Below are 25,355 nucleotides of genomic sequence, written 5' to 3' on the forward strand. Positions count from 1 at the left end.
CATCGTCGTCACGGTCGTAAATAAGCCTGCCAGATAAAACCAATTTCCTGCTGCCAAGTGGCGGGATCGTAGATCGCCCCATGGCCGCGACCGGGGGCCGGGGACAGCTCTTTTGGCGCGGGAGCAGCTTCAAATAGGGCCAATCCCAACTCAAAGGGGATCAGCTGGTCAGCCTCACCGTGGAAGACGAAAAGCGGGGTGTTGATCTCAGCAATCCGATCGATCGAGCGATATTGATCCCACATCAGCCAACGCACAGGCAGCCAAGGGTAAAGCCGCGCCGCAGCATCGGCGGTGGAGGTATAGGGGGCTTCAAGCACCAAAGCCGCAACCGGAGCATCAGTAGGTTGGTCAGCCGCCAGCCGCACCGCAACGCCGGTTCCCAGCGACTCGCCCACCAAGGCGATGTCACGGGGGGCCAAGCCTTGCTCGAGCAAGAAGCCGAAAGCGGCGGCGGCATCTTGGTGAAATCCCTCCTCACTGGGAGAGCCTTCGCTGCTGCCATAGCCGCGATAATGCAAGAAGGCCGTGCCAAACCCTGCGTCGCGATAGGCGGTCCAGCGATCGCGCCGGTCTGCAATCTCTCCGCCATTGCCTTGAAAATAAAGCACAACAGGCGCGCCATCCGTGGGAGGCGCATACCAAAGCTGCAGTTTGGTACCATCCTTTGCCGTCAGTTCATAATCTTGGGCATCCGCAAAGCCCGCCACCTCGGGCGAGGGGCCGCGTTGGCTTGGGAAATATTGAAACTGGCGTTGAAAGAGCAGCATGGCCAGAACCGCAGCAAGATAGGCGGCCGCCAAAACGGCAATGGCAATTACGGCGTAACGCATCTTAAACCCTCCGGCTTAAGGCCTTTGCTAACGGGGCAGGGCAGGGGGGCGCAAGGGCGGCTGACCTGCGCCAAAGGGTTTGGGTGCGAAATGCCAAGGCGGGCAAACTGCCTTGGATCACCGCTGGCACGCGCTACCCGGAGCCGCGCCTTGCTGCGACATCGGTGGCCCCGCCACGGCCTTGGCTGCCAGTGCCGATCTGTCGCAACGGTTTCTCTTGTCGTTCCCCGCCCGATATGGTTTTACAGGGGCTGGAAACTACGGGATTTCGGGGGATTCCCCCGACTACCCAGGGACAAGCGACACGGGTCGCTCCGGCAAACGGGAAGAGATATGCGTCTTTCGACTTACCTCAAGGGAACAGGGGCTCTGGCCCTCGCGGCAACCACCTTTCCCGGAGCGATTCTGGCTCAGGGTCTGGAGATCGTCGGCCAGCCGATTGACAAGGAAATGCACTTCCAGCCCGCCGCAACCAGCCTCGCGGTTGAGCAGCAGTGGCTGGACAACATGACCCTTTATATCATCACAGCTGTGGTGATCTTCGTCTGTGCGCTGCTTTTGTATGTGATCTTGCGCTTCAACCAAAAAGCCAATCCGACGCCGCGCAAATTCACCCATAATACGCCGCTTGAAGTGGCATGGACTTTGGTGCCGATCGTGGTGCTGATCTTCATCGGCTTCTTCTCGCTGCCCGCGCTGTTCAGCCAGCAAGAAATGCCCAAAGGCGATGTGGTCATCAAAGTGACCGGTCACCAGTGGTATTGGAACTACGAATACCCCGGTGAAGACGTCAGCTTCGACAGCTACATGATCGGTGGCATTCCGCTGGACGGCAACAACACCCTGACCCCGAAGGTTGAAGAAGAGCTGGCTGCCGCTGGCTACAGCCGTGACCAATGGCTCTTGGCGACCGACACTGCGATGGTGGTTCCGGTTGGCAAAGATGTCTTGCTGCAGATCACCGCTGCGGACGTGATCCACAGCTGGAAGATCCCGGCCTTTGCCGTGATGCAAGACGCTGTGCCGGGCCGTCTGGCGCAAGCTTGGTTCCGTGCGGACCGTGAAGGCGTCTATTTCGGTCAGTGCTCGGAACTTTGCGGCAAGGACCACGCTTTCATGCCCATCACCGTTAAGGTGGTTTCGGAAGCGGCTTATGCCGATTGGTTGGCCCAAGCCAAAGGTGGCAACGTGATCTTCGGCGCTGCTCCGGCTGTTGAAGCCGCTGCAGAAGCTCCGGCCGCTGAAGCTGCTGCTCCGGCTGCTGAGGTCGAAGCTCCGGCTGCTGAGGTCGAGGCCGCTGCGCCTGAAGCTGCAGCTCCTGCCGCTGAAGTTGAGGCCGCTGCGCCTGAAGCTGAAGCTCCGGCTGCTGAAGCCGAAGCTGCAAACTGACGTTCTCTGCCTTGGCTTTCTCTGAAGCCAAGGCAACAGGATCCAAGGCTGGCGACGGGGCGCGCCCAAGGGGCGTGGCCCGTTCAAACCGAGGTATAAGATGACCGATATCAGCACATTCGAACAACCCAAAGGCCTGCCGCATGAGGCGGGCTTTGGTGACTATGTGCAGCTCTTGAAGCCGCGCGTGATGTCGCTGGTCGTCTTCACGGCCTTCGTGGGGCTTATGGTCGCGCCGGTGTCGCTGCACCCGGTTGAGGCATTTGCCGCGATCCTCTTCATCGCTCTTGGGGCAGGGGCCTCGGGCGCTTTGAACATGTGGTGGGACGCCGATATCGACGCCATCATGAAACGCACCCAAAGCCGTCCGATCCCCTCGGGTCGCATTCCGGCGGGTGAGGCGGCGGCGATCGGCTTGACGCTTTCTTGCATCGCGGTTGTGATGCTGGCTTTGGCCACCAATATTCTGGCCGGCGCGCTTCTGGCCTTCACGATCTTCTTTTACGCCGTAATTTACTCGATGTGGCTGAAGCGCTGGACGCCGCAGAACATCGTGATCGGCGGCGCGGCTGGCGCTTTCCCTCCGATGGTGGGTTGGGTTGCTGCCACCGGACATATCGGCATCGAGGCGGTGCTGATGTTCGCCTTCATCTTCATGTGGACGCCGCCCCATTTCTGGGCTTTGGCGCTCTTTATGAAATCCGACTATAGCGCGGCGGGCGTGCCGATGTTGACGGTGACCCATGGTCGCAAAGTCACCCGCGCCCATATCCTGGGCTATACGCTTGCTCTGGTTCCGGTGCCGGTTGCCGCTGCTTTCACCTCGATCGGCGGCCCCTTGTCGCTGGCGGTGGCGATCGGTTTGAACATCTGGTTCGTGATCGGCGCCTTCCGCATCTGGTTCCGCCCTGAAGCTGCGGCCGAGGCCGATGGCTATAAGGTTGAAAAGCGCTTCTTTGCGTTCTCGATCCTCTATCTCTTCTTGCAGTTCGGTGCTTTCCTCGCGGATGTGCTGCTGCGTCCCTATGGTATTGGTGGTTGGTAAATGGCGATCCACGTCACTCATGAACTGCACAAGCGCCGCTTTAGCCGCAATCTTGGCCTTGGCCTTGTGCTGGCGGCCTTTGTGGTCTTGGTCTTCGCGTTGAGCGTGGTCAAAGTCACCCGGGGTGACCCGATGAAGGGCTATGACCACACGCCGTCGGCAGGCCATCTGCCGCGGGTTGATGCCGAGCCGGCGGCCGTCGATTCGGGAGTGCAGCCATGAAACGCCCGGCTTTTTGGCTGCGCATGTCGCCGCAAAATCGCACGATGACCGGCCTTTTGGGCGTCGCGGCTGTGATGACCTCGCTCTCCTTTGCCGCAGTGCCGTTCTACGACTGGTTCTGCCGCGTGACCGGCTATGCAGGTACCACCGCAGTGGCAACGTCGGAATCCGATGTTGTGCTCGACCAGACGATGCTTGTGCGCTTTGATGCTTCGACCAGCGCGGGCATGCCGTGGGAATTCAAGCCGGTGCAGAAAGAGATGGAGGTGCAGATCGGCGCCACCAATCTGGCTTTCTATGAGGCCTATAACCCGACCGATCGGGTGATTGCGGGCACCGCTGGCTTCAACGTCGCCCCCGATACTGCGGGCGGCTACTTTGCTAAGATCGAATGCTTCTGCTTTACCGAGCAGGTGCTGCAACCCGGTGAACGGGTGTCGATGCCGGTCAGTTTCTATATTGACCCGGCGATCGTTGACGACCGGGAAGGAAAGTTCGTCAAAGCGATCACCTTGAGCTATACATTCCATACCACCGCTTTGCCCGACCAGCAGGCCGCGCTGGATTTGGACAACGTGGCGGCCCCAGCGGCCGTGCGCAACTGAGCTAGAATAAGACGGGAAACGAGGGAAGCTAACACGCCATGGCCCACGAAAAGAATCACGACTACCACGTCCTGCCGCCCTCGATATGGCCGTTCCTCGGCGCCCTTGGCGGTTTCATCATGCTGTTCGGAGCTGTGCTCTGGACCTCGCCGCAGGTGCCCTCGGACAGCTTCTGGAGCCAGCCTTGGCTCTTCATGATGGGCGTTGCCTTGGTGCTTTACGTCATGTTCGGCTGGTGGAGCGATGTCACCCGTGAGGGCAACAACGGCGTCGACCACACCCCGGTTGTGGGCATTGGCCTGCGCTATGGCATGCTGCTCTTCATCACCTCGGAAGTCATGTTCTTCGTGGCATGGTTCTGGGCCTTCTTCAAACAGCGCATGTATCCGATGGGGCCGGAAAGCCCGATGGTTGACGGCGTCTACCCGCCGGTTGGCATCGAGACCTTCGATCCTTGGCACCTGCCGTTCATCAACACGCTCATCCTGCTGCTTTCGGGCTGCGCTGTAACTTGGGCGCACCACGCTCTGGTGCATGAGAACAACCGCAAAGACCTGATCACCGGCCTCAGCATTGCTGTCGCTTTGGGGGTCATCTTCACCGGTCTGCAAGCTTACGAATACAGCCACGCGGCCTTTGACTTTGCGGGCAGCATGTATGCAGGCGCCTTCTACATGGCGACCGGCTTCCACGGCGCGCACGTCATTATCGGTACCGTCTTCTTGGCTGTTTGCTTGATCCGCGCGATCAAGGGCGACTTCACCCAGAAGAACCACCTCGGCTTTGAAGCTGCCGCTTGGTACTGGCACTTCGTGGACGTGGTCTGGCTCTTCCTCTTCTTCGCCGTCTACGTCTGGGGCCGCGGCTAATCTCACTTCGCCTTTCGGGGCATGCGCGGGCCCTCGGGCCCGCGTTTTCATTTCAAGAGGCTGGTAAGCATGTTTTGGCGGATGTTGTTTCCGTTCGTGATGGGGATCGTTGGCTGTGCGATCCTGATCAGCTTGGGGGTCTGGCAGCTGGGGCGAGCCGAATGGAAAGAGGGGGTGCTGGCCCAGATTGATGCCCGCATCGCCGCCGCACCCGCGACCCTCTCGGCTGAGTTGACCGAGGCCGAGCATGAATACCTTGCCGTCAGCGTGGCGGGCCGCTTCACCGGCGCGTTTGTTGAACTGCTGGCCGGCCAAAAGGGCACCGGTCCCGGCGTGCGGATCATCGAGGCCTTCGAGACCGACACCGGCCGCCGCATCCTGATCGACCGGGGCTTCCTTGAGGACGCAGCCCGCAAGACCCCGCGCACGGCCGCAGCCGCCACGGTGACCGGCAACCTTCTCTGGCCCGATGACGATGACAGCTACACCCCGCCGCCGGATGCCAAGACCGGGCTTTGGTTTGAACGCGATCTGCCGGCTATGGCGGCCAAACTTGGCAGCGAAGAGATCCTGATCGTCGCAAGCCAACCCACCGGCGATGCGATCACCCCGGTGCCGGTCGACAGTTCCTCGGTGCCTAATTCCCACATGGGCTATGCCATCCAATGGTTTTTATTGGCTTTGGTCTGGGGAGTAATGACTCTCTACCTGCTCTGGCGTATCAGACAACGGACGGTTTGAAGGGGCGGGCCGGAGACGGCCGGGGAATGATATGAAGTATATCTCGACGCGGGGCCAAGCGCCCGAGCTGGGCTTTGGCGAAGCGATGATGACGGGGCTCGCGCGCGATGGCGGGCTTTATGTGCCGCAAAGCATCCCGACCATGACCAAGGCGGAGATCGCCGATCTGGCAGGGCTTTCCTACGAAGAGGTCGCCTTCCGCGTGATGCGCCCCTTTGTGGCCGGTTTCTTCTCGGATGATGAGCTGAAGGGCCTTTTGGCCAAAGCCTATGCTGGCTTCGGCCATGCGGCCCGCGCACCCTTGGTGCAACTGGCCCCGAACCATTTCCTCTTGGAGCTGTTCCACGGCCCGACCTTGGCCTTCAAAGACTTCGCCATGCAGATCATCGGTCAGATGATGCAGGCCGCTTTGGCCAAAACCGGCGAGCGGATCACCATCGTCGGTGCCACCTCGGGCGACACGGGCTCGGCCGCGATTGAGGCCTTCCGCGGCCTTTCCAACGTCGATGTCTTCATCCTCTTCCCGCATGGTCGGGTCTCCGAGGTGCAGCGCCGTCAGATGACGACGCCCTCCGAGGCGAACGTGCATGCCTTGGCGATGGATGGTGATTTTGACGATTGCCAAGCCCGTCTGAAAGACATGTTCAACGATTTCGACTTCCGCGATGGGGTGCGGCTGGCTGGGGTCAACAGCATCAACTGGGCGCGGGTGTTGGCGCAGGTGGTCTATTACTTCACCTCCGCCGTCTCTTTGGGCGCGCCGGATCGTGACGTAAGTTTCACCGTGCCAACCGGCAATTTCGGTGACATTTTCGCCGGTTACATCGCCAAGCAAATGGGCCTGCCGATTGCCGAGCTGGTGATTGCCACCAACCAAAACGACATCCTCGACCGCACGCTGAAGGGTGGCGAGTATCGCACCAATGGCGTGAAGCCCTCGATCAGCCCCTCGATGGACATTCAAGTCAGCTCGAACTTCGAGCGGGCCTTGTTCGATGCGCTTGGCCGTGACGGTGCTGCGGTGCAGGGGCTGATGAACAGCCTGCAGCAAGGCGGCGGCTTCGCGATCCCCGAATCCGCTTTGACGGCTTTGCGCGCCACCTTCGCCTCGGGCGCTTGCTCGGAAGAGGAAACCCGCGCCACCATCGCTAGCGCCTTGGCCGCAACCGGCGAGCTTCTTTGCCCGCATTCCGCCGTGGCGGTGAAAGTGGCCGAAGAGAACCTTGGTGACACACCGATGATCACGCTTGCCACGGCGCATCCGGCGAAATTCCCCGATGCGGTGGAAGCGGCTTCGGGCATCCGCCCCGGCCTGCCGAAGCGCATGGCCGATCTTTTCACCCGCGAAGAGCGCGTCACCCGCGTCGCCAACGACCTTGGCGCGCTGAAGGCGCTGATCCACGAGCGGCTTGCCGCGCGGGGCTGAACGATCAGCGGGCAGGGGCCTTTCGCCTTTGCCCGCAATCCCTTGCGACCGACCGGCTTTAACCCCGCGTCGACCCTTCCGCAAAACCTGTCCTCATTGTAAGAGGCTGGGGTAACGCAACTTCCGAACGGATGATGACTTGACGGTCAAACTGCACACTCTGCCCAATGGCTTGCGCATCGTAACCGAAGCGATGCCCGGTCTCAAATCCGCCTCGATCGGCCTTTGGGTCGGCGCGGGCGGCCGCCATGAGACAGCTCCCCAGAACGGCATTGCGCATTTCCTTGAGCATATGGCCTTCAAAGGCACCGCCAAGCGCTCGGCCTTGCAGATTGCCGAAGAGATTGAAGATGTGGGCGGCTATATCAACGCCTATACCTCGCGCGAGATGACGGCCTATTACGCCCGCTGCCTGACGGCGGATGTGCCGCGCGCGCTGGATGTGATCTGCGATATCGTGCTGAACCCGGTGTTCAATGCCGCCGATATCGAGACCGAGCGGCATGTGATCTTGCAAGAGATCGGCCAAGCGGCGGATACGCCGGACGATATCATCTTCGATTGGCTGCATGAGGTATCCTACCCCGATCAAGCCTTTGGCCGCACCATTCTCGGCCCGGAAGAGCGGGTCTCGAACTTCAATGCCGATGATCTGCGTGGCTTCACTGCGGCGCATTACGGCCCCGACCGGATGATCCTTTCCGCTGCGGGTGGGGTCGATCACGATGAGATCGTGGCGCAAGCCGAGGCGATCTTTGGCGGGCTGAAAGCCGTGGGCGATCGCAGCGCCGATGCCGCCCGCTTCATCGGCGGCGAGCGGCGCGAGGTCAAAGACCTTGAGCAAGCGCATTTCGCCTTGTCCTTTGAATCTCCCGGCTATCGCAACGACGACATCTACACCGCGCAGATTTGGTCCACTGCGATGGGAGGCGGCATGTCGAGCCGTCTCTTCCAGAAGATCCGTGAAGAAAATGGCCTGTGCTACACGATCTATGCCCAAGCCGCCGCCTATGATGACACCGGCCAGATCACCATCTACGCCGGCACCTCGGGCGAAGAGATCGATCAACTGACCCAGCTCACCGTTGCTGAGATCAAGCGCGCCGCGGATGATATGTCCGAGGCCGAGGTCAACCGCGCCAAGGCGCAGATGAAAGCCGGGCTCTTGATGGGCCTTGAAAGCCCGACCTCTCGGGCCGAGCGCAATGCTCGCCTGCTGGCCATCTGGGGCCGCATCCCCGATCTTGACGAAGCGGTGACCCGGATCGATGCCGTGACCACCGCAGGTATCCGCCAATATGGCGGCAGCCTGCTGACGCCCAAAGCTGCGCTGGCTCTTTATGGTCCGGTCAGCGCCGCGCCGGGTGTTGAGGAGATCCTGAAGGGGCTCTCGGCATAATGTTGGGCCTGCGCCGTCGCGTCCGGATCGAAACCGAGCGGATGTCGCTGCGCCTGCCTGTGCATGGCGATTTTCCGGCGTGGGTCGATCTACGCCGCGACAGCATCGGCTTTTTGCAACCTTGGGAGCCGGTTTGGGGCGCGGATCATTTGTCACGCCGCTCGTTTACCAACCGCGTCTATTGGGCCAACCGGGCCGAGGCGCAGGGCACAGCGCTGCCTTTGATGATGTTCCAGCGTCAAACCGGCGCGCTTCTGGGCGCGATCACGCTTGATAATATCCGGCGCGGCCCGGCGCAGGCGGGGACGGTTGGCTATTGGATCGGCCAGCCCTATGCCCGCCAAGGCTACATGCGCGAAGCGATTTTGGCGCTGGTGCATCACGCTTTTACGGTGATGGACCTTAGCCGGATCGAGGCGGCTTGCCTGCCCGAGAATGCGGCCTCGCGCGGGGTATTGGAAAAATGCGGCTTCAAATATGAAGGCGTGGCGCAAAGCTATCTGCAGATCAACGGCCGCTGGCGCAATCACGTGCTTTACGCCAATCTGCGTGGCGACCGGCGCGGCCGCACCGATGTGGGCCAAGCCTAAGGGCCTGACTTTGCACCGCTAAGCACCTCATGACGCTGGACGCAGCGCCCTCTCAGGCGCTACTTATGGCTTAAGGAGGCACCCATGTTGAACCCTTGCGACACGGCTTTTCTGGAAACCTTGGCCGCTTTGCTGCCGCCCGATACCCTGCGCCCGCCCGCGCCGCGCTATCTCGAAGAGCCGCGCGGCCTTTGGCAAGGGCAGGCGGGGGCCGTGGCGCTGCCGCGCTCGACCGAAGAGGTTGCGGTGATCGTACGCGCCGCTGCGCAGGCCCGTGTCGGGCTGGTGCCTTACGGCGGTGGCACGGCGCTGGTCGGTGGGCAAGTGATGCCCGATGGGCCTCTGCCGCTGATCCTGTCGCTCGAACGGATGAACCGGCTGCGCGAGGTCTCGGTCGAGGATGCGGTCTTGGTCGCCGAAGCCGGGGCGACGTTGCAATCAGTGCAAGAGGCGGCTGCAGCAGCGGGACGGATCTTCCCTTTGTCGCTGGCCTCGGAAGGCACCGCGACAATCGGCGGCAACCTTTCGACCAATGCCGGTGGCACCGCAGTGCTGCGCTACGGCAATGCGCGTGAGCTTTGCCTTGGGCTTGAGGCGGTGCTCGCCGATGGCACGATTTGGCATGGGCTAAAGCGGCTGCGCAAAGACAACACTGGCTATGATCTGCGCGGCCTGTTGATCGGGGCTGAGGGGACCTTGGGCGTGATCACCGCCGCCACTTTGCGGCTCTTCCCGCAACCTGCCCACCGCTTGGTGGCGCTTTTGGTGGTGCCCTCGCCCAAGGCAGCGCAAGAGCTGCTCGCTTTGGCCGAGGCGCGGCTCTCGGGGCTTGTCACGGCCTTTGAGCTGATCCGCGGCACCGGTCTTGATTTTCTGGCCGAGGTCGGACCTGAAGTCCGCATGCCCTTTGCCGAGCGGCCCGATTGGTCAGTGCTGGTGGAGCTGGGCCTGCCGCAAGCGATGGAGCCGGAACTGGCTTTGGCCTCGCTTTACGAAGAGGCCGCCGATGCTGGACTGGTCCTCGACGGCGTCATCGCCAATTCGGAAACCCAAGCCCATGAGCTTTGGGCGCTGCGCGAGTCGATCCCCGAGGCGAACCGGCGCATCGGCGCGATCTCCAGCCACGATATTTCACTGCCTTTGTCTTCGATCCCGGCCTTCCTGACTGAGGTGGAAGCCGCCCTGACCGCGCAAGCTGCGGTGAGGATCAATGCTTTTGGCCATCTTGGCGATGGCAATCTGCATGTGAACATCTTCCCAAATCCCGGCCGCAGCCGCCAAGACTACGCCGCTCAACGCGGCGATTTGCAGCGGCTGATGCATGATCTGGTGGCTGCAATGGGCGGATCAATCTCCGCCGAACATGGCATCGGCCGTGGCAAAGTGGTTGAGCTTGAGCGTTACGGCGACCCGGCCCGGCTCGCCGCAATGCGGGCGATCAAGCAAGCGCTGGATCCACAAGGCATTATGAACCCCGGTGCTGTCCTGCGCCTGCCTTAAGACAAAGGCGCGCCTAACGGCGCAAGCTTTTTTCTCGCCTCTGCGCGGTGCCCGCGCAACCGGCTCGGCGCTGCCTCCGGCGGGGATATTTATGGACAAGAAATACCGGAAGCTTTCATTTTCTGTCTCTAAATATCCTCAGGGGGTCTGGGGGCAGAATGCCCCCAGCGTCTGACAAAGCCCCCGTGGTCAGAGCCCTTCGAAGGCGCAAAGCGCATGGACATCCATGCCCATTGCCTCAAGCCGTTTGCGCCCGCCGAGTTCGGGCAGGTCGACCACGAAGGCGCAGCCGACCACTTTGGCGCCCAGGCGTTCGATCAGGCGAATGCCGGCTTCAGCCGTGCCGCCGGTGGCCAAGAGGTCATCGACCAAAAGCACCTCTTCGCCGGGCTGGAAGGCATCGTCATGCACTTCGATCACCGCCTCGCCATATTCCAACTTATAGGATTGGCTCAGGGTTTGGCCGGGCAATTTGCCCTTTTTGCGGATCGGCACGAAGCCGGTCGAGAGCTGATGCGCCACAGCACCGCCTAAGATGAAGCCCCGGGCTTCGAGACCGGCGACTTTGTCGATGCGCAGCCCCGCATAGGGGGCGAGCAATTGATCCACGCACATCCGAAACCCGCGCGGATCGGCAAAGAGCGTGGTCACATCGCGAAAAAGGATCCCCTCATGCGGGAAATCGACGATGGTGCGGATGTAGTCCTTGACGGTCTTTTGCATGGGGCCCTCGGAAATCTCTGCCGTCTCGATAGCATTTGGCAGCGGCTGCCGACAAGCTTTGCGGGGCAGGGGGCCCCAGTGCCGCAGAGTGTTGATTTGCGCCTTTGCTTCAGAGACTTGACCAAAACGTGTTTTGCCATGAGGGCCGTCATCTTTGAAAGAGAGCGGATGATTTCGCGGATTTGCATCCTCATCGCCTTAGTTCTCAGTCTGGCATTGCCGGGTTTTGCGGCGATGCCTGGGCCTGGGGCGCTTTGCCCCTCGCAAGCGCCTGAGCTGACTTGTCCCTTGCCCGTTGCGATTGGGGTTTTGCCCGCGCGTCAGCTTCAAGAACCGCCGTGTTTTGGTAAAGCGGTTTTGGCAGAGGCCCTTTCGCTTATCCGCCCGTTAAAGCGCCTTGATCTGCGCTTCATTCCGCAAGACGATGCACCTTGGCGTGGCATCTCTCCGACGGGGCTTGAACGCCCGCCCCGCCAGCTCTGAGCCTTGATCGGCCCGAGATTGGGCCAAGCCACCAATTTTACGTTTTGCCTTGCCAAAGAAGCGTCGCGCCAGCGCCGCCCAAAGTGCAAGATTATGAAAGTATGTAACATGTCGAACAACCATACCCCGATTGCGGACCGTATCCCCGCCCTGCGCCCGATCTATGCGGGCCTGCATGACATTGCTGAGACCCTTATGCGCGTGGTCTGCGGTGGCATTTTGGCGGTCCACGGCTATCCTAAGATCCTGAACCCCTTTGGCGCCACCGAGATGGTGGAAGGCTTGGGCTTCTATCCGGGCTCCTTCTGGTCACCTGCGCTGTCGATCACCGAATTTGTGGTCGGGATCATGTTGATGATCGGCCTTTTCACCCGCCCCGCAGCTGTCGCGGCCTCGGTGATTTTGGCGGTTACCGTCTATGCCCATTGGGTTGCCTTTGGTCAGGGTTACGCGGGGTCAGAGAAGTCGATCCTTTGGCTTGCGATGACGCTCTTCTTTGCGGTGCGCGGCTCTAACCGGCAGTCGGTGGACGCGGCTTTGGGCCGCCAGTTCTAAGGCCAAAGAACGCTAAGACCCAAGAACCGGCGCAATGCGTTTGCGCCGGTTTACCTGTCGCCGAAGGGGCGGCATTAGCGCCAAGATTTCGCTGCGCCAGAGCTGGCCTTTGCGATGCTGGGGGCGGGTGTATGGCGCTCAACTGTTGGTCAGGCGCAGGGCTTTGCGTTGTTTGAACCTGAGCTATTCGCATGTTACGGGGCGCTAAGGCGCCAGCAGGGCGGCGAGAGATTCGGCTTTGGTTTCGGGGGCAGTGCTTTGGCCTATCGGTTGGAAGAAGAGACTGAGGCCGACTGGTGGGAGGTCGAGGCGCTTTATGATCTGTGCTTTGCGCCCGGCCGTACGGCCCTGTCGTCTTACCGGCTGCGCGAAGGTGTGCCGACCGTGGCACCGCTCTGCCTGACCTTACGGGATGATGAGGGCACGCTTGCCGCAGTGATCCGCTACTGGCCGGCGCAGATTGGCGAAGTGGATGTCCTTTTGCTGGGGCCGGTTGCCGTCCATCCAACCCGCCAAGGCGAGGGGCTGGGCGGGCTTTTGATCAACGAAAGCCTAGCCGAGGCGCGCCGCTTGGGCTGGGAGCGCGTGCTCTTGGTTGGCGATGCGCCTTATTATTCACGCTTCGGTTTTCGCAAGCTCGAGGCCGTTGAGATGCCGCCCCCCACCAATCCCGAGCGGGTCTTGGGCTTGGCACTGAAGACCGGGGCTTGGGACAATGTGACGGGAAAAGTGAGCCGCGCGACGTAAGGTCCGCGCCCGCCGGGCGCCTTGCGAAGCAGTGTTGCGATCCCAATATGGCAAAGCATGGCAGACAGATCTTTGCGACATTCCCGAACTCTCCCTACCGCTCCCGCCGCGGCACTTGATCCGCAAATCGCCGCTTTGGCGCGGCGCTACCGCTGTGCCGGTGGTCCGGTTGTGACCCTGATGACCAAACTCGGCAGCAGCTTCGAGCGGCAATTGTCGGCCTTGCCAAAGGGCCTGCGCGACCGGGTCGGGCGTTTGACCGAGACGGCACTCAGCGGTGCGTGGCTGGTTGCGGACCGGGGCGCGCGGGCGTTGCCGCAGCCGGGGCGGCGGGTCACGACTTTGGCGGTGCTCGCCTCGGGGGCGGCAGGAGGAGCAGGGGGCCTTGCGACCTCGCTGGCGGAGGTGCCGGTGACGGTCACGGTGATCTTGCATGCGATCCGGGCCGAGGCGATCGCTGCAGGATTTGACCCGAATGCGCCCGAGATCCGTGCCGAATGTTTGCAGGTCTTTTCGGCCGGCAGCCCACTTTCGGGGGATGATGGCATTGACACCTCGTTCCTGTCGGCGCGGCTAAGCCTGACCGGACCGGCCGTGCAGCAGTTGATCCAGCAAGTTGCGCCGAAACTTGCGGCCGCGCTAAGCCAGAAGCTGGCCGCGCAAGCCGTGCCGGTTTTGGGGGCCGCAACGGGGGCTGCGCTGAATGCGGCCTATCTGGGCTATTACCGAGAGCTGGCGGCGGTCCGCTTTGCCTTGCTGCACCTGTCGCAAGACTATGGCACAGCCGAGGTGTTGGAGGCATTCCAGCGGGCTGCCAATCCGAAGGGCGCGCTCAAAACGTCGTAAGATTGAGCGGCTTGTCGCCGCAAGTTTGGTCTCTCGCCTCTGCGCCTTGCAGGCGCAACCGGCGAGTGCGGCCTCCGGCGGGGATATTTAAGGTTCTGAAAGAGCAACATCTTCTCTCTTTCAGAACAAAATATCCTTAGGGGGCATAGGTTCGCAGAACCTGTGGCTTTGGGGGGCAGAATGCCCCTTTTACTGCGGTAAGCCTGCGAGATAATCCATTAAGGCTGGCCGCGCGCTTTCAGCGCCGCTGTCGCGGGCTGCCTCGATCACGGCGCGGATCTCATGCAAGTTGACGCGCCGGATCAGTGCCTTGACGGGACCGACCGAGGCCGGGCGCATCGACAGGCCTTGGACGCCAAGCGCGGCCAGGGCCAAAGCCTCAACGGGGCGGCCCGCATCCTCGCCACAGAAGGACAGCGGCGTGTTCGAGGCGGCACAGCGCTGCGCGATCTGTTGCAAGAAGGACAAGAAGGACAAGTTCAGCGTGTCGTATCGACGGCGCACCCGTTCATTCTCACGGTCGGCTGCGAAGAAGAACTGCTTGAGGTCATTGCCGCCGATCGAGACGAAATCCACCAGCTCAAAGAAGGCTTGCGGGGCATAGGCAAGGCTTGGCGTCTCGCACATTGCACCAATTTCGACCTTTTCGGGCACGACATGCCCCAAGGATCTTTCGCGATGGATCTCACGCAGCACATGGCCGCGGGCTTGGGTAAACTCTCCAAGCTCGGTGATAAAGGGGAACATGATGGTCAGCGGGCGGCCATTGGCGGCGCGCAAAAGCGCCTGCACTTGCATCCGCAGCACACCGGGTTTGTCCAATCCCACCCGGATCGCGCGCCAACCCATCGCCGGGTTCGGCTCATCATTGGGCTTCATATAGGGCAGGACTTTGTCCGAGCCGATATCGAGGGTGCGGAAGGCGATGCGCTTGCCCTTCGCCGCATCCATCACGCGGGCGTAAAGCGCTGCAAGTTCAGCGCGTTTGGGCATTTGGTTGCGCACCAAGAACTGCAACTCGGTGCGGAACAGCCCCACACCGTCGGCCCCAGAGCCCTCAAGCGAGGGCAGGTCGGCCATCAGCCCCGCATTCATCTGCAGCGAGACCACTGTGCCGCACAGCCCCTGCGCCGGCAGGCCGCGCAGCGAGGCATAGCGCTTTTGCGCCTCGGCCTGCATGGCGATTTTATCGCGGAAGGCGCGGGCCACGGTTTCCTCGGGGCGCAGATGCACGAAGCCTTGATCGCCATCGACCATGATATGGTCACCGTTCAGCGCCTCGGAGGTGATCCGCCCGGCATGGATCACCAGCGGAATCGCCAGCGCGCGCGCCACGATGGTGGCATGCGAGCCGACCGAGCCCTCTTCGAGCACCACGCCTTTTAGCTTGCGGCCATATTCCAAAAGCTCTGCCGGGCCGATGTTGCGTGCGACCAGCACCGGGTTTTCCGGCATTTGCGCGCCGGTATCGGCGCCTTGACCGGTCAGGATACGCAAAAGCCGGTTGGAGAGGTCATCGAGATCCTGCAACCGCTCGCGCAGATAGGCATCTGGAACTTGCTCCATCCGCGCCCGTGCGGCGGATTGCTCTTTCTCGACCGCAGCCTCGGCCGAAAGGCCTAGCATGATGTCTTCTTCCATGCGCCGAAGCCAGCCACGGGACTGGGCAAACATGCGGTAAGCTTCAAGGACTTGCTTTTGCTCTTTGTCGAGCTCTTGGGCGACAAACAGGTCATCGATCGACACGCGCAGGACGCTCACCGCCGCGCGGATCCGCTCGATTTCGGTCAGCGGGTCATCGGCCACCGGGTTGGTGACCACAACGCGCGGCTCATGCAGCCAGACGTGACCCTCGGCGGCGCCCTCTTGGCCGGTACCGCCACGGAACATCACCGATTGCTTGTGACGCGCTTTCATCGCGCCATCCTCGCCCGAGATGAAGGCGCCAAGCTCGGTCATCTCGGCCAGCACCATGGCCACGACCTCGACGGCATAGACCTCATCTTCGGAGAAGCTGCGCGCGGTGCGCGATTGCACGACCAATACGCCGAGCTTTTCGCCAACCCGTTGGATGGGCACGCCGAGGAAGGAGGAGAACACCTCTTCGCCGGTCTCGGGCATGAAGCGAAAGCCGCGTTCATTGGGGGCGTCGGCGGTGTTGACGGGCTGGCCCTGCCGGGCCACGCGGCCGACGAGGCCTTCGCCAAGCTTCATGCGGGTCTGGTGCACGGCAGTCTTGCGCAGACCTTCGGTGGCGCAGAGCTCTAACGTCTCAGGGTCGCGGAAAAGATAGATCGAGCAGACTTCTGTCCCCATCGAATCCGCGATCAGATGGGTGATCCGGTCCAGCCGATCTTGCCCCTGTCCGGGGACGGCGAGGACATCGCGCAGGCGGCGCAACAGTTTACGGCTTTCACTCTCCGTCCGCTCGGTCATGATCTGGGGTCGATCTCCTGACATTGGGTTGGGTTGCTTAGACCACAGGATCGCACAAAACGAAATGTCTCAGATGCGCGTCAGGGGCGCTTTCGAAGGTATGAATTCCGCTCGCACGCCTGAAACCATCAAGCCGGCACCTTAGAAAAGGTCCGGATGCGAAGCAAAAGCCGCCGCTGAGAGACCCAGCGGCGGCTTGAAAAAGGGTGATACCCTTAAGCGAAACCGAAAAAGGGTCAGGCTTTATCCAGCTCGAAGGCGTCGTGCAGCGCTTGCACGGCCAGCTCCAGATATTTGCGGTCGATCAGGACGGAAATCTTGATCTCAGAGGTGGCGATCACCTTGATATTCACATTCTCAGCTGCCAGGGCCGCGAAAGTCTTCGCCGCCACGCCAACTTGGCTGCGCATGCCGATGCCCACGACCGAAACCTTGGCAACCTCGGTGTCTTCCACCAGATCACTGTATGAGACGATGCCGGCCGCGCGGGCCGCTTCCATCGCCTTGCGGGCGCGCTCGACCTGATTGATCGGCACCGAGAAGGTCATATCGGTGGTGTTGCCGCTGTGACCAGCCGCTTGCTCCGAGATGTTTTGCACGATCATATCGACGTTGACGCCGGCTTCGGCCAGCGGCCCGAAGATGGCCGAGGCGACACCGGGGCGATCTGCCACGGCGATCAGGGTCATCTTCGCTTCGTCACGGCTATAGGCGACGCCAGAAACGACTTTCGATTCCACGATATCCTCCTCGTCGCAGACCAGAGTTCCAGAAGTCTCATCCGTGTCTTCAAAGGACGAGAGAACCCGCAATTTCACCTTGTAACGCATCGCCAACTCAACCGAGCGGGTTTGCAAGACCTTTGCCCCAAGCGAGGCCAGTTCCAGCATCTCCTCGAAGGCGATACGGTCCAGCTTGCGCGCCTTGGGGCTGATGCGCGGGTCGGTGGTATAGACGCCGTCCACATCGGTATAAATATCGCAGCGCTCGGCGCCAAAAGCGGCGGCAAAGGCGACAGCGGTGGTGTCCGAGCCACCCCGGCCAAGCGTGGTGATCCGGCCCTCGGCCGAGATGCCTTGGAAGCCTGCGACCACGGCGACTTTGAAGCCTTCCGCGAATTTCGCATCCAGATTCTCGCGCGGGATCGAGATGAACCGCGCCGAACCATGCGCCGAAGTTGTGTTGATCGGCACTTGCCAGCCCTGCCAAGACCGGGCGGGGATGCCCATCTCTTGCAGGCGCAAAGCCATCAGACCTGCCGTGACATTCTCACCGCTCGAGACCACGGCGTCATATTCGCGCGCGTCATAAAGCTTCGAGGTGCCCTCGACCCAACCGACCAATTCATTGGTCTTGCCCGACATCGCGCTGACAATGACGATCACGTCATAGCCGCGTGCGACCTCGGCTTGCACTTTTTTGGCAGCATTTTCGATCCGCGCGATATCGCCGACCGACGTGCCTCCGAACTTCATCACCAGAAGCGGCATGGATACCTCCCACGGCCCCTTAAATCCGCGGGTGTCTTATGCGGCGGTGCGGTTGGGCGCAAGGGCTGGTGTGGCGCATATTGTTGCCGTTGAGCCTCCGGCGGGAGTATTTTCGTCAAGATGAAAGCGCAGCGGAGCACTGTTTCTTTCATCTTGATCTAAATACTCACCTTGCGCGGCCCGCCACGGGCACGGCAGGGGGGCGGCGCTTAAAGCGCGCGCCAGCCGATGTCGCGGCGGCAAAAGCCCTCGGGCCAGTCGATCGCATCGACCATCGCATAGGCGGCATCGCGGGCCTCTTGCAGGCTCTCGCCCCTTGCGGTGACGTTCAGCACCCGACCGCCGTTGGCGGTGATCTTGCCGTCAACGGCCTTGGTGCCGGCGTGGAAGAGCATGTGGCGGCTGTCTTCGGGCAAAGCCTCAAGCCCGCCGATCACGCTGCCTTTGGCATATTCGCCCGGATAGCCTTGCGCGGCCATGACCACGGTCAGCGCATGATCCTCGGCCCAGTTCGCCCGCGCCTCATCCAAACGGCCTTCGGCACAGGCCAAAAGCAGGTCCAGCGCTTGCGCCCCAAGGCGAATCATTAAGACTTGCGTCTCGGGGTCGCCGAAGCGGCAGTTGTATTCGACAAGGCGAGCGCGACCGTCCTCGATCATCAACCCGGCAAAGAGCACGCCTTGATAGGGGGTGCCGCGCCGCGCCATCTCGGCGATGGTCGGGCGGACGATCTCGTCCATCACTTGCGCTTGCAGGGCCTCGGTGAAGACGGGGGCAGGGGAATAGGCGCCCATGCCGCCGGTATTGGGGCCGGTGTCGCCGTCTCCGACGCGCTTATGGTCTTGTGCAGAGCCGACGGGCAAAGCGTTCACCCCATCGGTAAGGATGAAGAAGCTGGCCTCTTCGCCCGACATGAACTCCTCGATCACGACTTCTGCGCCAGCCGAGCCAAACTCGCCGCTGAACATGTCGTCGACGGCGTCGAGCGCCTCTTCAAGCGTCATCGCCACGATGACGCCCTTGCCGGCGGCAAGGCCATCGGCTTTGACGACAATCGGTGCGCCTTGGGCGCGGATGTAAGCGCGGGCGGGCTCGGCTGCGGTGAAGCGGGCATAGGCCGCCGTGGGCGCGTTGCAGGCGTCGCAGATCTCTTTGGTGAAGGCTTTCGAGGCCTCCAGCCGGGCAGCAGCGGCCGAGGGGCCGAAGGTCAGGATCCCAGCGGCGCGGGTGGCATCGGCCACACCGGCGGCGAGCGGGGCCTCGGGGCCGACGATGACGAAATCAATCGCTTGGGCCTCGCAGAAAGCCACCACATCGGCACCGTTCAGGATGTCGAGATCGGCGCATTCGGCGATCTGTGCGATCCCTGCATTGCCCGGGGCCACGATCAGCCGGTCGGTTTTCGGGTTTTGCTTGACCGCCCAAGCCAGCGCATGTTCGCGCCCGCCAGACCCAAGGATCAGGATGTTCATCGCGGTCTCCATGTGGTTTTGCGCCTCATAGGTCGCAGGGCGGGCGCTGGCAAGGCGCAGGTGGCAAAAGAGAGGGCTCTGCCCCGGCCCTGCGGGCTTATCGGGGATAATTTTCTTCTGAAAGCGGGGGAGACCGCGTGGGCATGGCAGGGGTGGTTGCCTTAGCGGGCGGCCTTCGGCAAGAAAGGGGCATGGATATGTTTGAAGATACAGCCCCCGGTCCCGGCAATGCGCCGGAATATTCGGTGTCAGAGCTTTCTGGCGCAGTGAAACGCGTCATTGAGGGCGAGTTTGGCCTGGTGCGTGTGCGGGGCGAGATCGGGCGGGTCAGTCGTCCGGCCTCGGGGCATCTTTATTTCGACCTCAAGGATGACCGCTCGGTCATTGCCGCGATCAGCTGGAAGGGGCAAGTCGCGCGGATGCAGGTGCGGCCCGAGGAGGGGATGGAGGTCGTTGCCACCGGGCGGATGACCACTTTCCCGGGCCAGTCGAAATATCAGCTGATCGTCGATGATGTGGCGCCAGCCGGGGCTGGGGCCTTGATGGCGATGCTGGAAAAGCGCCGCGCGGCTTTGCAGGCCGAGGGGCTTTTTGATCCGGCGCGTAAGCAGGCGATCCCCTATCTGCCCGGGGTGATTGGGGTGATCACCTCGCCTTCGGGGGCGGTGATCCGCGATATCTTGCATCGGTTGCGTGACCGATTTCCGCGCCATGTGTTGATCTGGCCGGTGGCGGTGCAGGGCCAAGCCTGCGCACCCGAAGTCTCGGCGGCGATCCGTGGCTTCAATGCCATGCCGGCGGGCGGCCCAGTGCCGCGGCCCGATGTGATCATCGTGGCGCGGGGTGGCGGCTCGTTGGAGGATCTTTGGGGCTTCAACGAGGAAATCGTGGTGCGGGCGGCGGCCGAGAGCCGGATCCCGCTGATCTCGGCGGTGGGGCATGAGACGGATACCACGCTGATCGATTACGCCGCCGATCTGCGGGCGCCGACGCCGACAGCCGCCGCCGAGTTGGCTGTGCCGGTGCGGCTGGATCTACTGGCGACGGTGGCCGATCTCGCGGCGCGGCAGGGCCGGGCGGTGGGGTACGGCGTTGAGCGACGGGGGCAGCGCCTGCGCGATCTGTCGCGCGCTTTACCGCGCCCCGATGCGATGACCGGGGCGGCGCAGCAGCGGCTGGATCATGCGACGGCCAAGCTTGGCGGCGCTTTGGGGCTATTGGTCAGCGCCAAGCGCGGCGGATTTGAGCGTGTGGCGGGGCTGATGCGGCCTGAGCTCTTGTTGGGCTTGGTGGCGCGGCGCGGTGAGGCTGTGAAGAGCCAAACCTCGCGGCTGCACGACCGCGCTGAGCGCGGGTTTGAGCGGCGGCAACTGGCCTTTGACAACTGGTCAGCACGTCTGTCTCCGGCTTTGGCGGGGCTGTTGCGCCGCTCGGATGATCAGATTGCGCGTGGCAAAGAGCGGGTTTTGCAGGCCGGTGAGCGGCTTGAGCGGGCGCAGGCGCGGCGGATGGCTGACCTTAAGCGCCAGCTGGAAGAGCGCGACCGGATGCGGCTGACCTTGGGCTATGATGAGACTTTGAAGCGCGGCTTTGCGGTGATCCGGGGCGATGGGCAGGTGATGACCAGCCGGGCCGAGGCTGCAAAGGCCGTCCAATTGGAAGCGCAATTCCACGATGGGCGTCTGGCTTTGGGCCAAGGTCAAATGGTCGATCTGGGCAGCACTGCGCCTGTAGCGGCGCCCGCCAAGCCAGCCCCCACGCGGCCGCGCAAGGCAAAGCCCGAGGATGACAGCGGGCAGGGCAGCTTGCTCTGAGGCTCTGAATATCAGCGGGGCTTAGGCCCCGAGATATTCATTGCAGGTCATAGTGTAGGCTGAGGGCGTGAGGTAGATCGGCGCGGCCTCGGGGTTGCCGTCGAGCTGCGCGGAAAGCCCCTCCTCGGTCTCGAAATAGGTCCAGCAATCGGGGGTGCTGGGATCATCCTCATAGCTGAAACAGATCATCTCACCCACCTGCTTCCAAGTGCCATACATGCAGCCGCGCTGATCCTCCCAGATCGAGCGGCCGCCGGGGAGGAACTTCTCTACCCCGTAGATCTGGCCGCCTGACCAAGTGTCCATGACCTTGCCACGGGTCAGCGCGTCAAAAGCCTCGGCATTGAGCGGCTCTTGCGCAAGCGCGGGGGCGGCAAGCCCGCAAAGCGCCAAAATCGGCAGCCATTGGCGCATCATCACACCCCCACATCGAGATCAGGACAGTTAAGGCCGACCTCTGCATCTTTGACCTCGGACAATGGCTCACCGGCCAAATCATCGGTGGTCAGAGCACGAAGAAGACCGTCCTCTTGCCAAAAGGTCCAACAATGCTCGCCTTGCGCATATTCGTAAGTGAAGCAGATCAGCCCGGATTTTTCGTACCAATGGCCATATTGGCAAAGATCGCCCGTGACTTGCCAGCGCACGCGGCGACCGGGAAGATATTCCTCGGTGCCATAAATCCAATCGTATTTTGAGTAGGTGAGCACCTTGCCGGTGACATAGGCGTCAAACTCGTCCGCCGTCATCGCGGGGCCGGTGGGCCGGGGGGCGCTCAGGAGGGGATCCGAGGGGGGCGCTTCGACGAGCGGGGGATTGGGGGCAGTCTCGGCTATTGCGGGTGAGGCCATCAACGCGGCCAAGGCCACTGCCACGAGAGATTGGGCGGGGAAGGCAAGGCTGCACATCAAGGGCGACTCCGGGGGCACATACTGTCAGCAGCCTGTCAGAGTTCCTTGGCCTTGGCCAGTCAGGGTGCTGTGACCAAAGCCTGCTCAGCGAGGTGGCTTGGCTTGCGCTGCGGGTTTGGGTTGCCATTGCCGCAGATGCGGGCGGATGGCGCGACGCCAGAGGGGCGGGAAGAGCGCGATGGTGCAGGCGATGGGCAGGGGCCAAGGCAAGCGCGGTGCGGCCTCGGGCGCGGGCAGGCGCAGGCTGGGATAGGGGCGGTTTGGGTGGCTGTGGTGGTCCGAATGGCGCGGCGCGTTCAAAGTCAGCGCCGAGGAAAACCACGGGCCCCCGTTCCAGCTGTGCGCTGGGCCGACGGGGAGAGGCTTGCCGTCCTCAGCCAGCGACCGGCGCAGGCCATAATGCTGCACATAATCGGACAGCAGGATCTGGATCTGCGCAAGGCTGGCAAGCCCCAGCCACGCTGCCATTCCCGCCGCTCCGGCGATCCGATGCGCCACAAGCAGCGCCAGCAAAGTGCCGATCAGATAGATCCAATAGGGGTGCAGGCTGGGCTTTGCCCCAAGCGAGCGGCGGCGACGCAGGGCGGTCTCGGCGCGGTGCCCGGCGCGGAGGCTTCCCAGCCAAGCCCTTGCCGCGAAAGCGTAAAACCCCATCCCCTCGGGCGCGGAATTGGGGTCTTGCGCGGTTGCGACATGGCGATGATGCACCAAGCGATGCGCGCTGGCATGCTGGCCGAAAAGCATTGCAATGTAGCAGGCTTTGCCTAAGCGAAAGAGCCAGATCTGGCTGCGGTGGATCAACTCATGCGCGGCCGGGTGGCCGACTTGACCAAGCCACAGCGCCACGCTGGCAAAGACCACAGCGCGCGCCAACGGGCTAAGCCCCGAAGGCCCCGCTACCGCAAAGACCGCCAGTGGCACCAATGCCAGCAGGCAAAGCCCCACCGTGACCAAGACCGCATCCGAGCCAGGAAATTCTTGCCCCGGCGCGGGCTCACCCGCGACATGCGGGATCAGCCGGTCGATGATTGCTGACAAAAGGAACATATAGCCAAAGCCGGGCAGTACCCACAGGCCCTGCTGCCAAAGCCCCAAGCCGATAAGCGGCAAGGGGGCCAGCGTGACCACGGCAAAGGTCGCGGGGCTGAGGGCTTTGGACAAGAGGCGCGGCTTGGTCATGGCGCAAAGGAAGCATGAATTGCGCAGGCGCGAAAGGCCGCACGGGGGCAGGGGGACTGGCGTCTTGGCCTTTGAACGGGCCTTGGTAGACGCAGATCACCCGTTAGCATTGAGGTTTACGCGGCTCTGGCCCGCCTGATCCTCTTCCCATTGCGGGTCTGAGGCATTAGGTGGGAAGGAACCGACCACAGGGGGCCCTATGGCATTTTTCAGCAAGCTTAAGGACCGCATGTTCCGGTCTTCGTCGAAAATCGGCGATGGCTTGGATGCTTTGGTCTCGGATGGGGCGACGTCTGCGGGCGTTGAAGTTCCGGTCGAAGCTCCGGTTGCTGCATCCCCTGAGGCTGTTGCAGAAGCTGCCGCCCCGCAAACCCCGCATGTCGAACCGCCTCAGGCCCCAGCCAAATCGGGCCTTTTCGGCCGGATCTTCGGCGGCTCTGGCGTCGTGGCGGAAGAGCCGCGCCGGGTCTTGGATGATGCGATGCTTGAAAGCCTGGAAGAGGTGCTGATCGAGGCCGATATGGGCCCGGCCACCGCCGTCCGGGTCACCGCCAATATTGCAGAAGGCCGCTTTGGCAAGCGCCTCACCACCCGTGAGCTGAAGTCGGCCTTGGCGGATGAGGTGACTCGGATCATGACCCCCGTCGCCAAGCCGCTTCCGCTTTACCAACAAAAACCGCAGGTTGTGCTGGTTGTGGGCGTCAATGGCTCGGGCAAAACCACCACGATTGGCAAGCTTGCAAGCCAGTTCAAAGCTGGCGGCAAAAGCGTGATGATCGCTGCGGGTGATACGTTCCGCGCCGCGGCGGTTGAGCAGTTGCAGGTCTGGGGCAATCGCGCGGGCGTGCCGGTGCTGACCGCTCCGGAAGGCAGCGATCCGGCCTCGCTGGCCTTTGACGCGCTGACACGGGCGACGGCGGAAGGCGTTGATCTTTTGATGATCGACACCGCCGGTCGGCTGCAAAATCGCGCTGATTTGATGGAAGAATTGGCCAAAATCATCCGGGTGATCCGCAAGGTCGACGCCACCGCGCCGCACAACACTTTGCTGGTGCTGGACGCCACCACCGGCCAAAATGCGGTGACTCAGGTCGAGATCTTCCGCAAGATCGCCGATGTTTCGGGTTTGGTGATGACGAAGCTCGACGGGACCGCTAAGGGCGGCGTTTTGGTGGCTTTGGCTGACCGTTTCGGCCTGCCGATCCATGCCATCGGCGTGGGCGAGCAGATCGATGACCTCTCTCCTTTCGACCCTGAAGATTTTGCCCGCGCCCTTGTTGGGCTTGAAGAATAAGGCGCTGACATGACAGAGAAAAAGATCAACCCATTCCTGAAGATGGTCCTTGAGTTGGGGCCGATCGTACTCTTCTTTGTGGTCTTCGGGCGGCTGAAAGACCAAACCTTTGAGATCGCGGGCGGCAGCTATTCCGGCTTTATCGTCACCACGGCGATCTTCATCGGGCTGATCATGGTGACCACCGGCATCCTTTGGGCGCTGACCGGCAAGCTGTCGCGGATGCAACTGATGACGCTGATCTTGGTCATTGTGATGGGCGGTCTGTCGGTTTGGCTGAATGATGAGCGCTTCATAAAGATGAAGCCGACGCTGCTTTATGCGGCCTTTGCGGTGATCCTTGGCATCGGGCTTTTGCAGGGCAAAAGCTATCTTTCTGCGGTGATGGAAGGGGTTATCCCGATGACCGCTGAAGGTTGGATGATCCTGACCAAGCGGATGACGGCGTTTTTCGTGGTGCTTGCTGTCGCCAATGAACTGGTCTGGCGGCTGATGTCGACTGAGGCTTGGGTGAATTTCAAGACCTTCGGCCTGACGGCGGCGCTGTTTGTCTTCATCATGACGCAAGGCAAGCTGTTTGAGACCTATTCCTCGGAACCTACCGAGAAGGAATAGGTCTTTTCGGGGCCTGCTCGCTGGCGTTGACCTGAGCCAAAAATGGGCGTAACCCGAACGCCGTGGCACTTTGTTACCGGATTGCGGGCCACGTTAAATAAGCCGCTAAAGAGGTTCGGGCATCGGCCCCGGTACCTCTTATGAGGCCGGGGCTTTTTCATTGGCCGGAGG

23 protein-coding genes, 1 pseudogene and 1 riboswitch are annotated in these 25,355 nt (G+C 62.1%); of the genes and pseudogenes, 16 read left to right on the forward strand and 8 right to left on the reverse strand.

The features are described from left to right. Positions 1–8: 8 nt before the first annotated feature. Positions 9–833: an alpha/beta hydrolase gene (locus Q9295_RS05510; RefSeq protein WP_306679506.1), complete on the reverse strand. Its 825-nt coding sequence runs from the start codon at positions 831–833 to the stop codon at positions 9–11. A gap of 333 nt (positions 834–1,166) precedes the next feature. Between Q9295_RS05510 and coxB the strand changes: the two are divergent. The 10 genes and pseudogenes from coxB to Q9295_RS05560 all read left to right on the forward strand — a co-directional run. After that, a pseudogene (gene coxB / locus Q9295_RS05515) lies at positions 1,167–2,024 on the forward strand (cytochrome c oxidase subunit II); the annotation flags it as partial. A gap of 298 nt (positions 2,025–2,322) precedes the next feature. Continuing rightward, positions 2,323–3,267 carry a heme o synthase gene (cyoE, locus tag Q9295_RS05520; protein ID WP_306679507.1) on the forward strand — a complete coding sequence of 315 codons (945 nt, stop codon included), beginning with the start codon at positions 2,323–2,325 and terminating at the stop codon, positions 3,265–3,267. Beyond that, positions 3,268–3,489 carry a cytochrome c oxidase system small membrane protein gene (locus Q9295_RS05525; RefSeq protein WP_306679508.1) on the forward strand — a complete coding sequence of 74 codons (222 nt, stop codon included), beginning with the start codon at positions 3,268–3,270 and terminating at the stop codon, positions 3,487–3,489. Then, a complete protein-coding gene (locus Q9295_RS05530; protein WP_373457427.1) occupies positions 3,486–4,094 on the forward strand; it encodes a cytochrome c oxidase assembly protein in 609 nt (202 codons plus the stop codon). The genes Q9295_RS05525 and Q9295_RS05530 overlap by 4 nt, the downstream gene beginning before the upstream one ends. A 38-nt stretch (positions 4,095–4,132) precedes the next feature. Next, entirely contained in the window at positions 4,133–4,963 is an 831-nt protein-coding gene (locus Q9295_RS05535; protein WP_306679509.1) for a cytochrome c oxidase subunit 3, read from the forward strand. An 81-nt stretch (positions 4,964–5,044) separates the two neighbouring features. Then, a complete protein-coding gene (locus Q9295_RS05540; RefSeq protein WP_306679510.1) occupies positions 5,045–5,704 on the forward strand; it encodes an SURF1 family protein in 660 nt (219 codons plus the stop codon). Between the two features lie 31 nt (positions 5,705–5,735). Then, on the forward strand, positions 5,736–7,130 hold the full coding sequence (thrC, locus tag Q9295_RS05545; protein WP_306679511.1) for a threonine synthase: 1,395 nt from the start codon (positions 5,736–5,738) through the stop codon (positions 7,128–7,130). A 139-nt stretch (positions 7,131–7,269) separates the two neighbouring features. After that, a complete protein-coding gene (locus Q9295_RS05550; RefSeq protein WP_306679512.1) occupies positions 7,270–8,529 on the forward strand; it encodes a M16 family metallopeptidase in 1,260 nt (419 codons plus the stop codon). Further along, complete coding sequence (locus Q9295_RS05555) at positions 8,529–9,119, forward strand: GNAT family N-acetyltransferase (RefSeq protein WP_306679513.1); 591 nt, start codon at positions 8,529–8,531, stop codon at positions 9,117–9,119. Before Q9295_RS05550 ends, Q9295_RS05555 begins: the two co-directional genes overlap by 1 nt. Before the next feature lie 84 nt (positions 9,120–9,203). Then, positions 9,204–10,619 carry an FAD-binding oxidoreductase gene (locus Q9295_RS05560; protein ID WP_306679514.1) on the forward strand — a complete coding sequence of 472 codons (1,416 nt, stop codon included), beginning with the start codon at positions 9,204–9,206 and terminating at the stop codon, positions 10,617–10,619. Between the two features lie 189 nt (positions 10,620–10,808). Here the strand turns inward: Q9295_RS05560 and Q9295_RS05565 are convergent, their stop codons facing one another. Continuing rightward, positions 10,809–11,342, reverse strand: coding sequence for an adenine phosphoribosyltransferase (locus Q9295_RS05565; protein WP_306679515.1), 534 nt, complete (start codon positions 11,340–11,342; stop codon positions 10,809–10,811). Between the two features lie 576 nt (positions 11,343–11,918). On the opposite strand from Q9295_RS05565, the gene Q9295_RS05570 reads away from it, so the two are divergent. From Q9295_RS05570 to Q9295_RS05580, 3 genes are all read left to right on the forward strand, one after another. Beyond that, complete coding sequence (locus Q9295_RS05570; RefSeq protein ID WP_306679516.1) at positions 11,919–12,380, forward strand: DoxX family protein; 462 nt, start codon at positions 11,919–11,921, stop codon at positions 12,378–12,380. Positions 12,381–12,638: 258 nt separating this feature from the next. Continuing rightward, positions 12,639–13,127: a GNAT family N-acetyltransferase gene (locus Q9295_RS05575; RefSeq protein WP_306679517.1), complete on the forward strand. Its 489-nt coding sequence runs from the start codon at positions 12,639–12,641 to the stop codon at positions 13,125–13,127. 57 nt (positions 13,128–13,184) lie between these two features. Then, entirely contained in the window at positions 13,185–13,973 is a 789-nt protein-coding gene (locus Q9295_RS05580) for an EcsC family protein (RefSeq protein WP_306679518.1), read from the forward strand. 189 nt (positions 13,974–14,162) lie between these two features. Here Q9295_RS05580 and ptsP read toward each other — a convergent pair whose 3' ends face one another. From ptsP to purD, 3 genes are all read right to left on the reverse strand, one after another. Beyond that, entirely contained in the window at positions 14,163–16,409 is a 2,247-nt protein-coding gene (ptsP, locus tag Q9295_RS05585; RefSeq protein ID WP_306679519.1) for a phosphoenolpyruvate--protein phosphotransferase, read from the reverse strand. 236 nt (positions 16,410–16,645) lie between these two features. Continuing rightward, positions 16,646–17,899: an aspartate kinase gene (locus Q9295_RS05590; RefSeq protein ID WP_306679520.1), complete on the reverse strand. Its 1,254-nt coding sequence runs from the start codon at positions 17,897–17,899 to the stop codon at positions 16,646–16,648. Positions 17,900–18,108: 209 nt separating this feature from the next. Beyond that, positions 18,109–19,371 carry a phosphoribosylamine--glycine ligase gene (gene purD, locus Q9295_RS05595; RefSeq protein ID WP_306679521.1) on the reverse strand — a complete coding sequence of 421 codons (1,263 nt, stop codon included), beginning with the start codon at positions 19,369–19,371 and terminating at the stop codon, positions 18,109–18,111. Between the two features lie 191 nt (positions 19,372–19,562). Here purD and xseA point away from each other — a divergent pair, with 191 nt between their 5' ends. Continuing rightward, the gene (gene xseA / locus Q9295_RS05600) at positions 19,563–21,185 is read left to right on the forward strand and encodes an exodeoxyribonuclease VII large subunit (RefSeq protein WP_306679522.1); all 1,623 of its coding nucleotides are present in this window, start codon (positions 19,563–19,565) and stop codon (positions 21,183–21,185) included. A 21-nt stretch (positions 21,186–21,206) separates the two neighbouring features. On the opposite strand, the gene Q9295_RS05605 is transcribed toward xseA, so the two are convergent. From Q9295_RS05605 to Q9295_RS05615, 3 genes are all read right to left on the reverse strand, one after another. Further along, positions 21,207–21,599: a hypothetical protein gene (locus Q9295_RS05605; RefSeq protein WP_306679523.1), complete on the reverse strand. Its 393-nt coding sequence runs from the start codon at positions 21,597–21,599 to the stop codon at positions 21,207–21,209. Positions 21,600–21,601: 2 nt separating this feature from the next. Further along, on the reverse strand, positions 21,602–22,093 hold the full coding sequence (locus Q9295_RS05610) for a hypothetical protein (RefSeq protein ID WP_306679524.1): 492 nt from the start codon (positions 22,091–22,093) through the stop codon (positions 21,602–21,604). An 87-nt stretch (positions 22,094–22,180) separates the two neighbouring features. Continuing rightward, positions 22,181–23,275: an alkane 1-monooxygenase gene (locus tag Q9295_RS05615; protein ID WP_306679525.1), complete on the reverse strand. Its 1,095-nt coding sequence runs from the start codon at positions 23,273–23,275 to the stop codon at positions 22,181–22,183. Positions 23,276–23,474: 199 nt separating this feature from the next. Here Q9295_RS05615 and ftsY point away from each other — a divergent pair, with 199 nt between their 5' ends. Then, positions 23,475–24,569 carry a signal recognition particle-docking protein FtsY gene (gene ftsY, locus Q9295_RS05620; RefSeq protein ID WP_306679526.1) on the forward strand — a complete coding sequence of 365 codons (1,095 nt, stop codon included), beginning with the start codon at positions 23,475–23,477 and terminating at the stop codon, positions 24,567–24,569. Between the two features lie 9 nt (positions 24,570–24,578). Continuing rightward, on the forward strand, positions 24,579–25,184 hold the full coding sequence (locus tag Q9295_RS05625) for an inner membrane-spanning protein YciB (RefSeq protein ID WP_306679527.1): 606 nt from the start codon (positions 24,579–24,581) through the stop codon (positions 25,182–25,184). A 52-nt stretch (positions 25,185–25,236) separates the two neighbouring features. After that, a riboswitch (SAM riboswitch) is annotated at positions 25,237–25,314 on the forward strand. Positions 25,315–25,355 lie beyond the last annotated feature (41 nt).

Source organism: Pseudogemmobacter lacusdianii, assembly GCF_030848395.1.
GTDB classification, from domain to species: Bacteria; Pseudomonadota; Alphaproteobacteria; order Rhodobacterales; family Rhodobacteraceae; genus Pseudogemmobacter; species Pseudogemmobacter lacusdianii.

Coding starts and splice junctions, on each gene's coding strand:
- ftsY (WP_306679526.1), top strand. CDS start 23,475: ATGGCATTTTTCAGCAAGCTTAAGGACCGCATGTTCCGGTCTTCGTCG.
- Q9295_RS05510 (WP_306679506.1), bottom strand. CDS start 833: ATGCGTTACGCCGTAATTGCCATTGCCGTTTTGGCGGCCGCCTATCTT.
- Q9295_RS05535 (WP_306679509.1), top strand. CDS start 4,133: ATGGCCCACGAAAAGAATCACGACTACCACGTCCTGCCGCCCTCGATA.
- thrC (WP_306679511.1), top strand. CDS start 5,736: ATGAAGTATATCTCGACGCGGGGCCAAGCGCCCGAGCTGGGCTTTGGC.
- cyoE (WP_306679507.1), top strand. CDS start 2,323: ATGACCGATATCAGCACATTCGAACAACCCAAAGGCCTGCCGCATGAG.
- Q9295_RS05530 (WP_373457427.1), top strand. CDS start 3,486: ATGAAACGCCCGGCTTTTTGGCTGCGCATGTCGCCGCAAAATCGCACG.
- Q9295_RS05610 (WP_306679524.1), bottom strand. CDS start 22,093: ATGTGCAGCCTTGCCTTCCCCGCCCAATCTCTCGTGGCAGTGGCCTTG.
- Q9295_RS05625 (WP_306679527.1), top strand. CDS start 24,579: ATGACAGAGAAAAAGATCAACCCATTCCTGAAGATGGTCCTTGAGTTG.
- Q9295_RS05605 (WP_306679523.1), bottom strand. CDS start 21,599: ATGCGCCAATGGCTGCCGATTTTGGCGCTTTGCGGGCTTGCCGCCCCC.
- ptsP (WP_306679519.1), bottom strand. CDS start 16,409: ATGACCGAGCGGACGGAGAGTGAAAGCCGTAAACTGTTGCGCCGCCTG.
- Q9295_RS05560 (WP_306679514.1), top strand. CDS start 9,204: ATGTTGAACCCTTGCGACACGGCTTTTCTGGAAACCTTGGCCGCTTTG.
- Q9295_RS05525 (WP_306679508.1), top strand. CDS start 3,268: ATGGCGATCCACGTCACTCATGAACTGCACAAGCGCCGCTTTAGCCGC.
- Q9295_RS05590 (WP_306679520.1), bottom strand. CDS start 17,899: ATGCCGCTTCTGGTGATGAAGTTCGGAGGCACGTCGGTCGGCGATATC.
- Q9295_RS05540 (WP_306679510.1), top strand. CDS start 5,045: ATGTTGTTTCCGTTCGTGATGGGGATCGTTGGCTGTGCGATCCTGATC.
- Q9295_RS05570 (WP_306679516.1), top strand. CDS start 11,919: ATGAAAGTATGTAACATGTCGAACAACCATACCCCGATTGCGGACCGT.
- Q9295_RS05615 (WP_306679525.1), bottom strand. CDS start 23,275: ATGACCAAGCCGCGCCTCTTGTCCAAAGCCCTCAGCCCCGCGACCTTT.
- Q9295_RS05555 (WP_306679513.1), top strand. CDS start 8,529: ATGTTGGGCCTGCGCCGTCGCGTCCGGATCGAAACCGAGCGGATGTCG.
- Q9295_RS05580 (WP_306679518.1), top strand. CDS start 13,185: ATGGCAGACAGATCTTTGCGACATTCCCGAACTCTCCCTACCGCTCCC.
- xseA (WP_306679522.1), top strand. CDS start 19,563: ATGGATATGTTTGAAGATACAGCCCCCGGTCCCGGCAATGCGCCGGAA.
- Q9295_RS05565 (WP_306679515.1), bottom strand. CDS start 11,342: ATGCAAAAGACCGTCAAGGACTACATCCGCACCATCGTCGATTTCCCG.
- purD (WP_306679521.1), bottom strand. CDS start 19,371: ATGAACATCCTGATCCTTGGGTCTGGCGGGCGCGAACATGCGCTGGCT.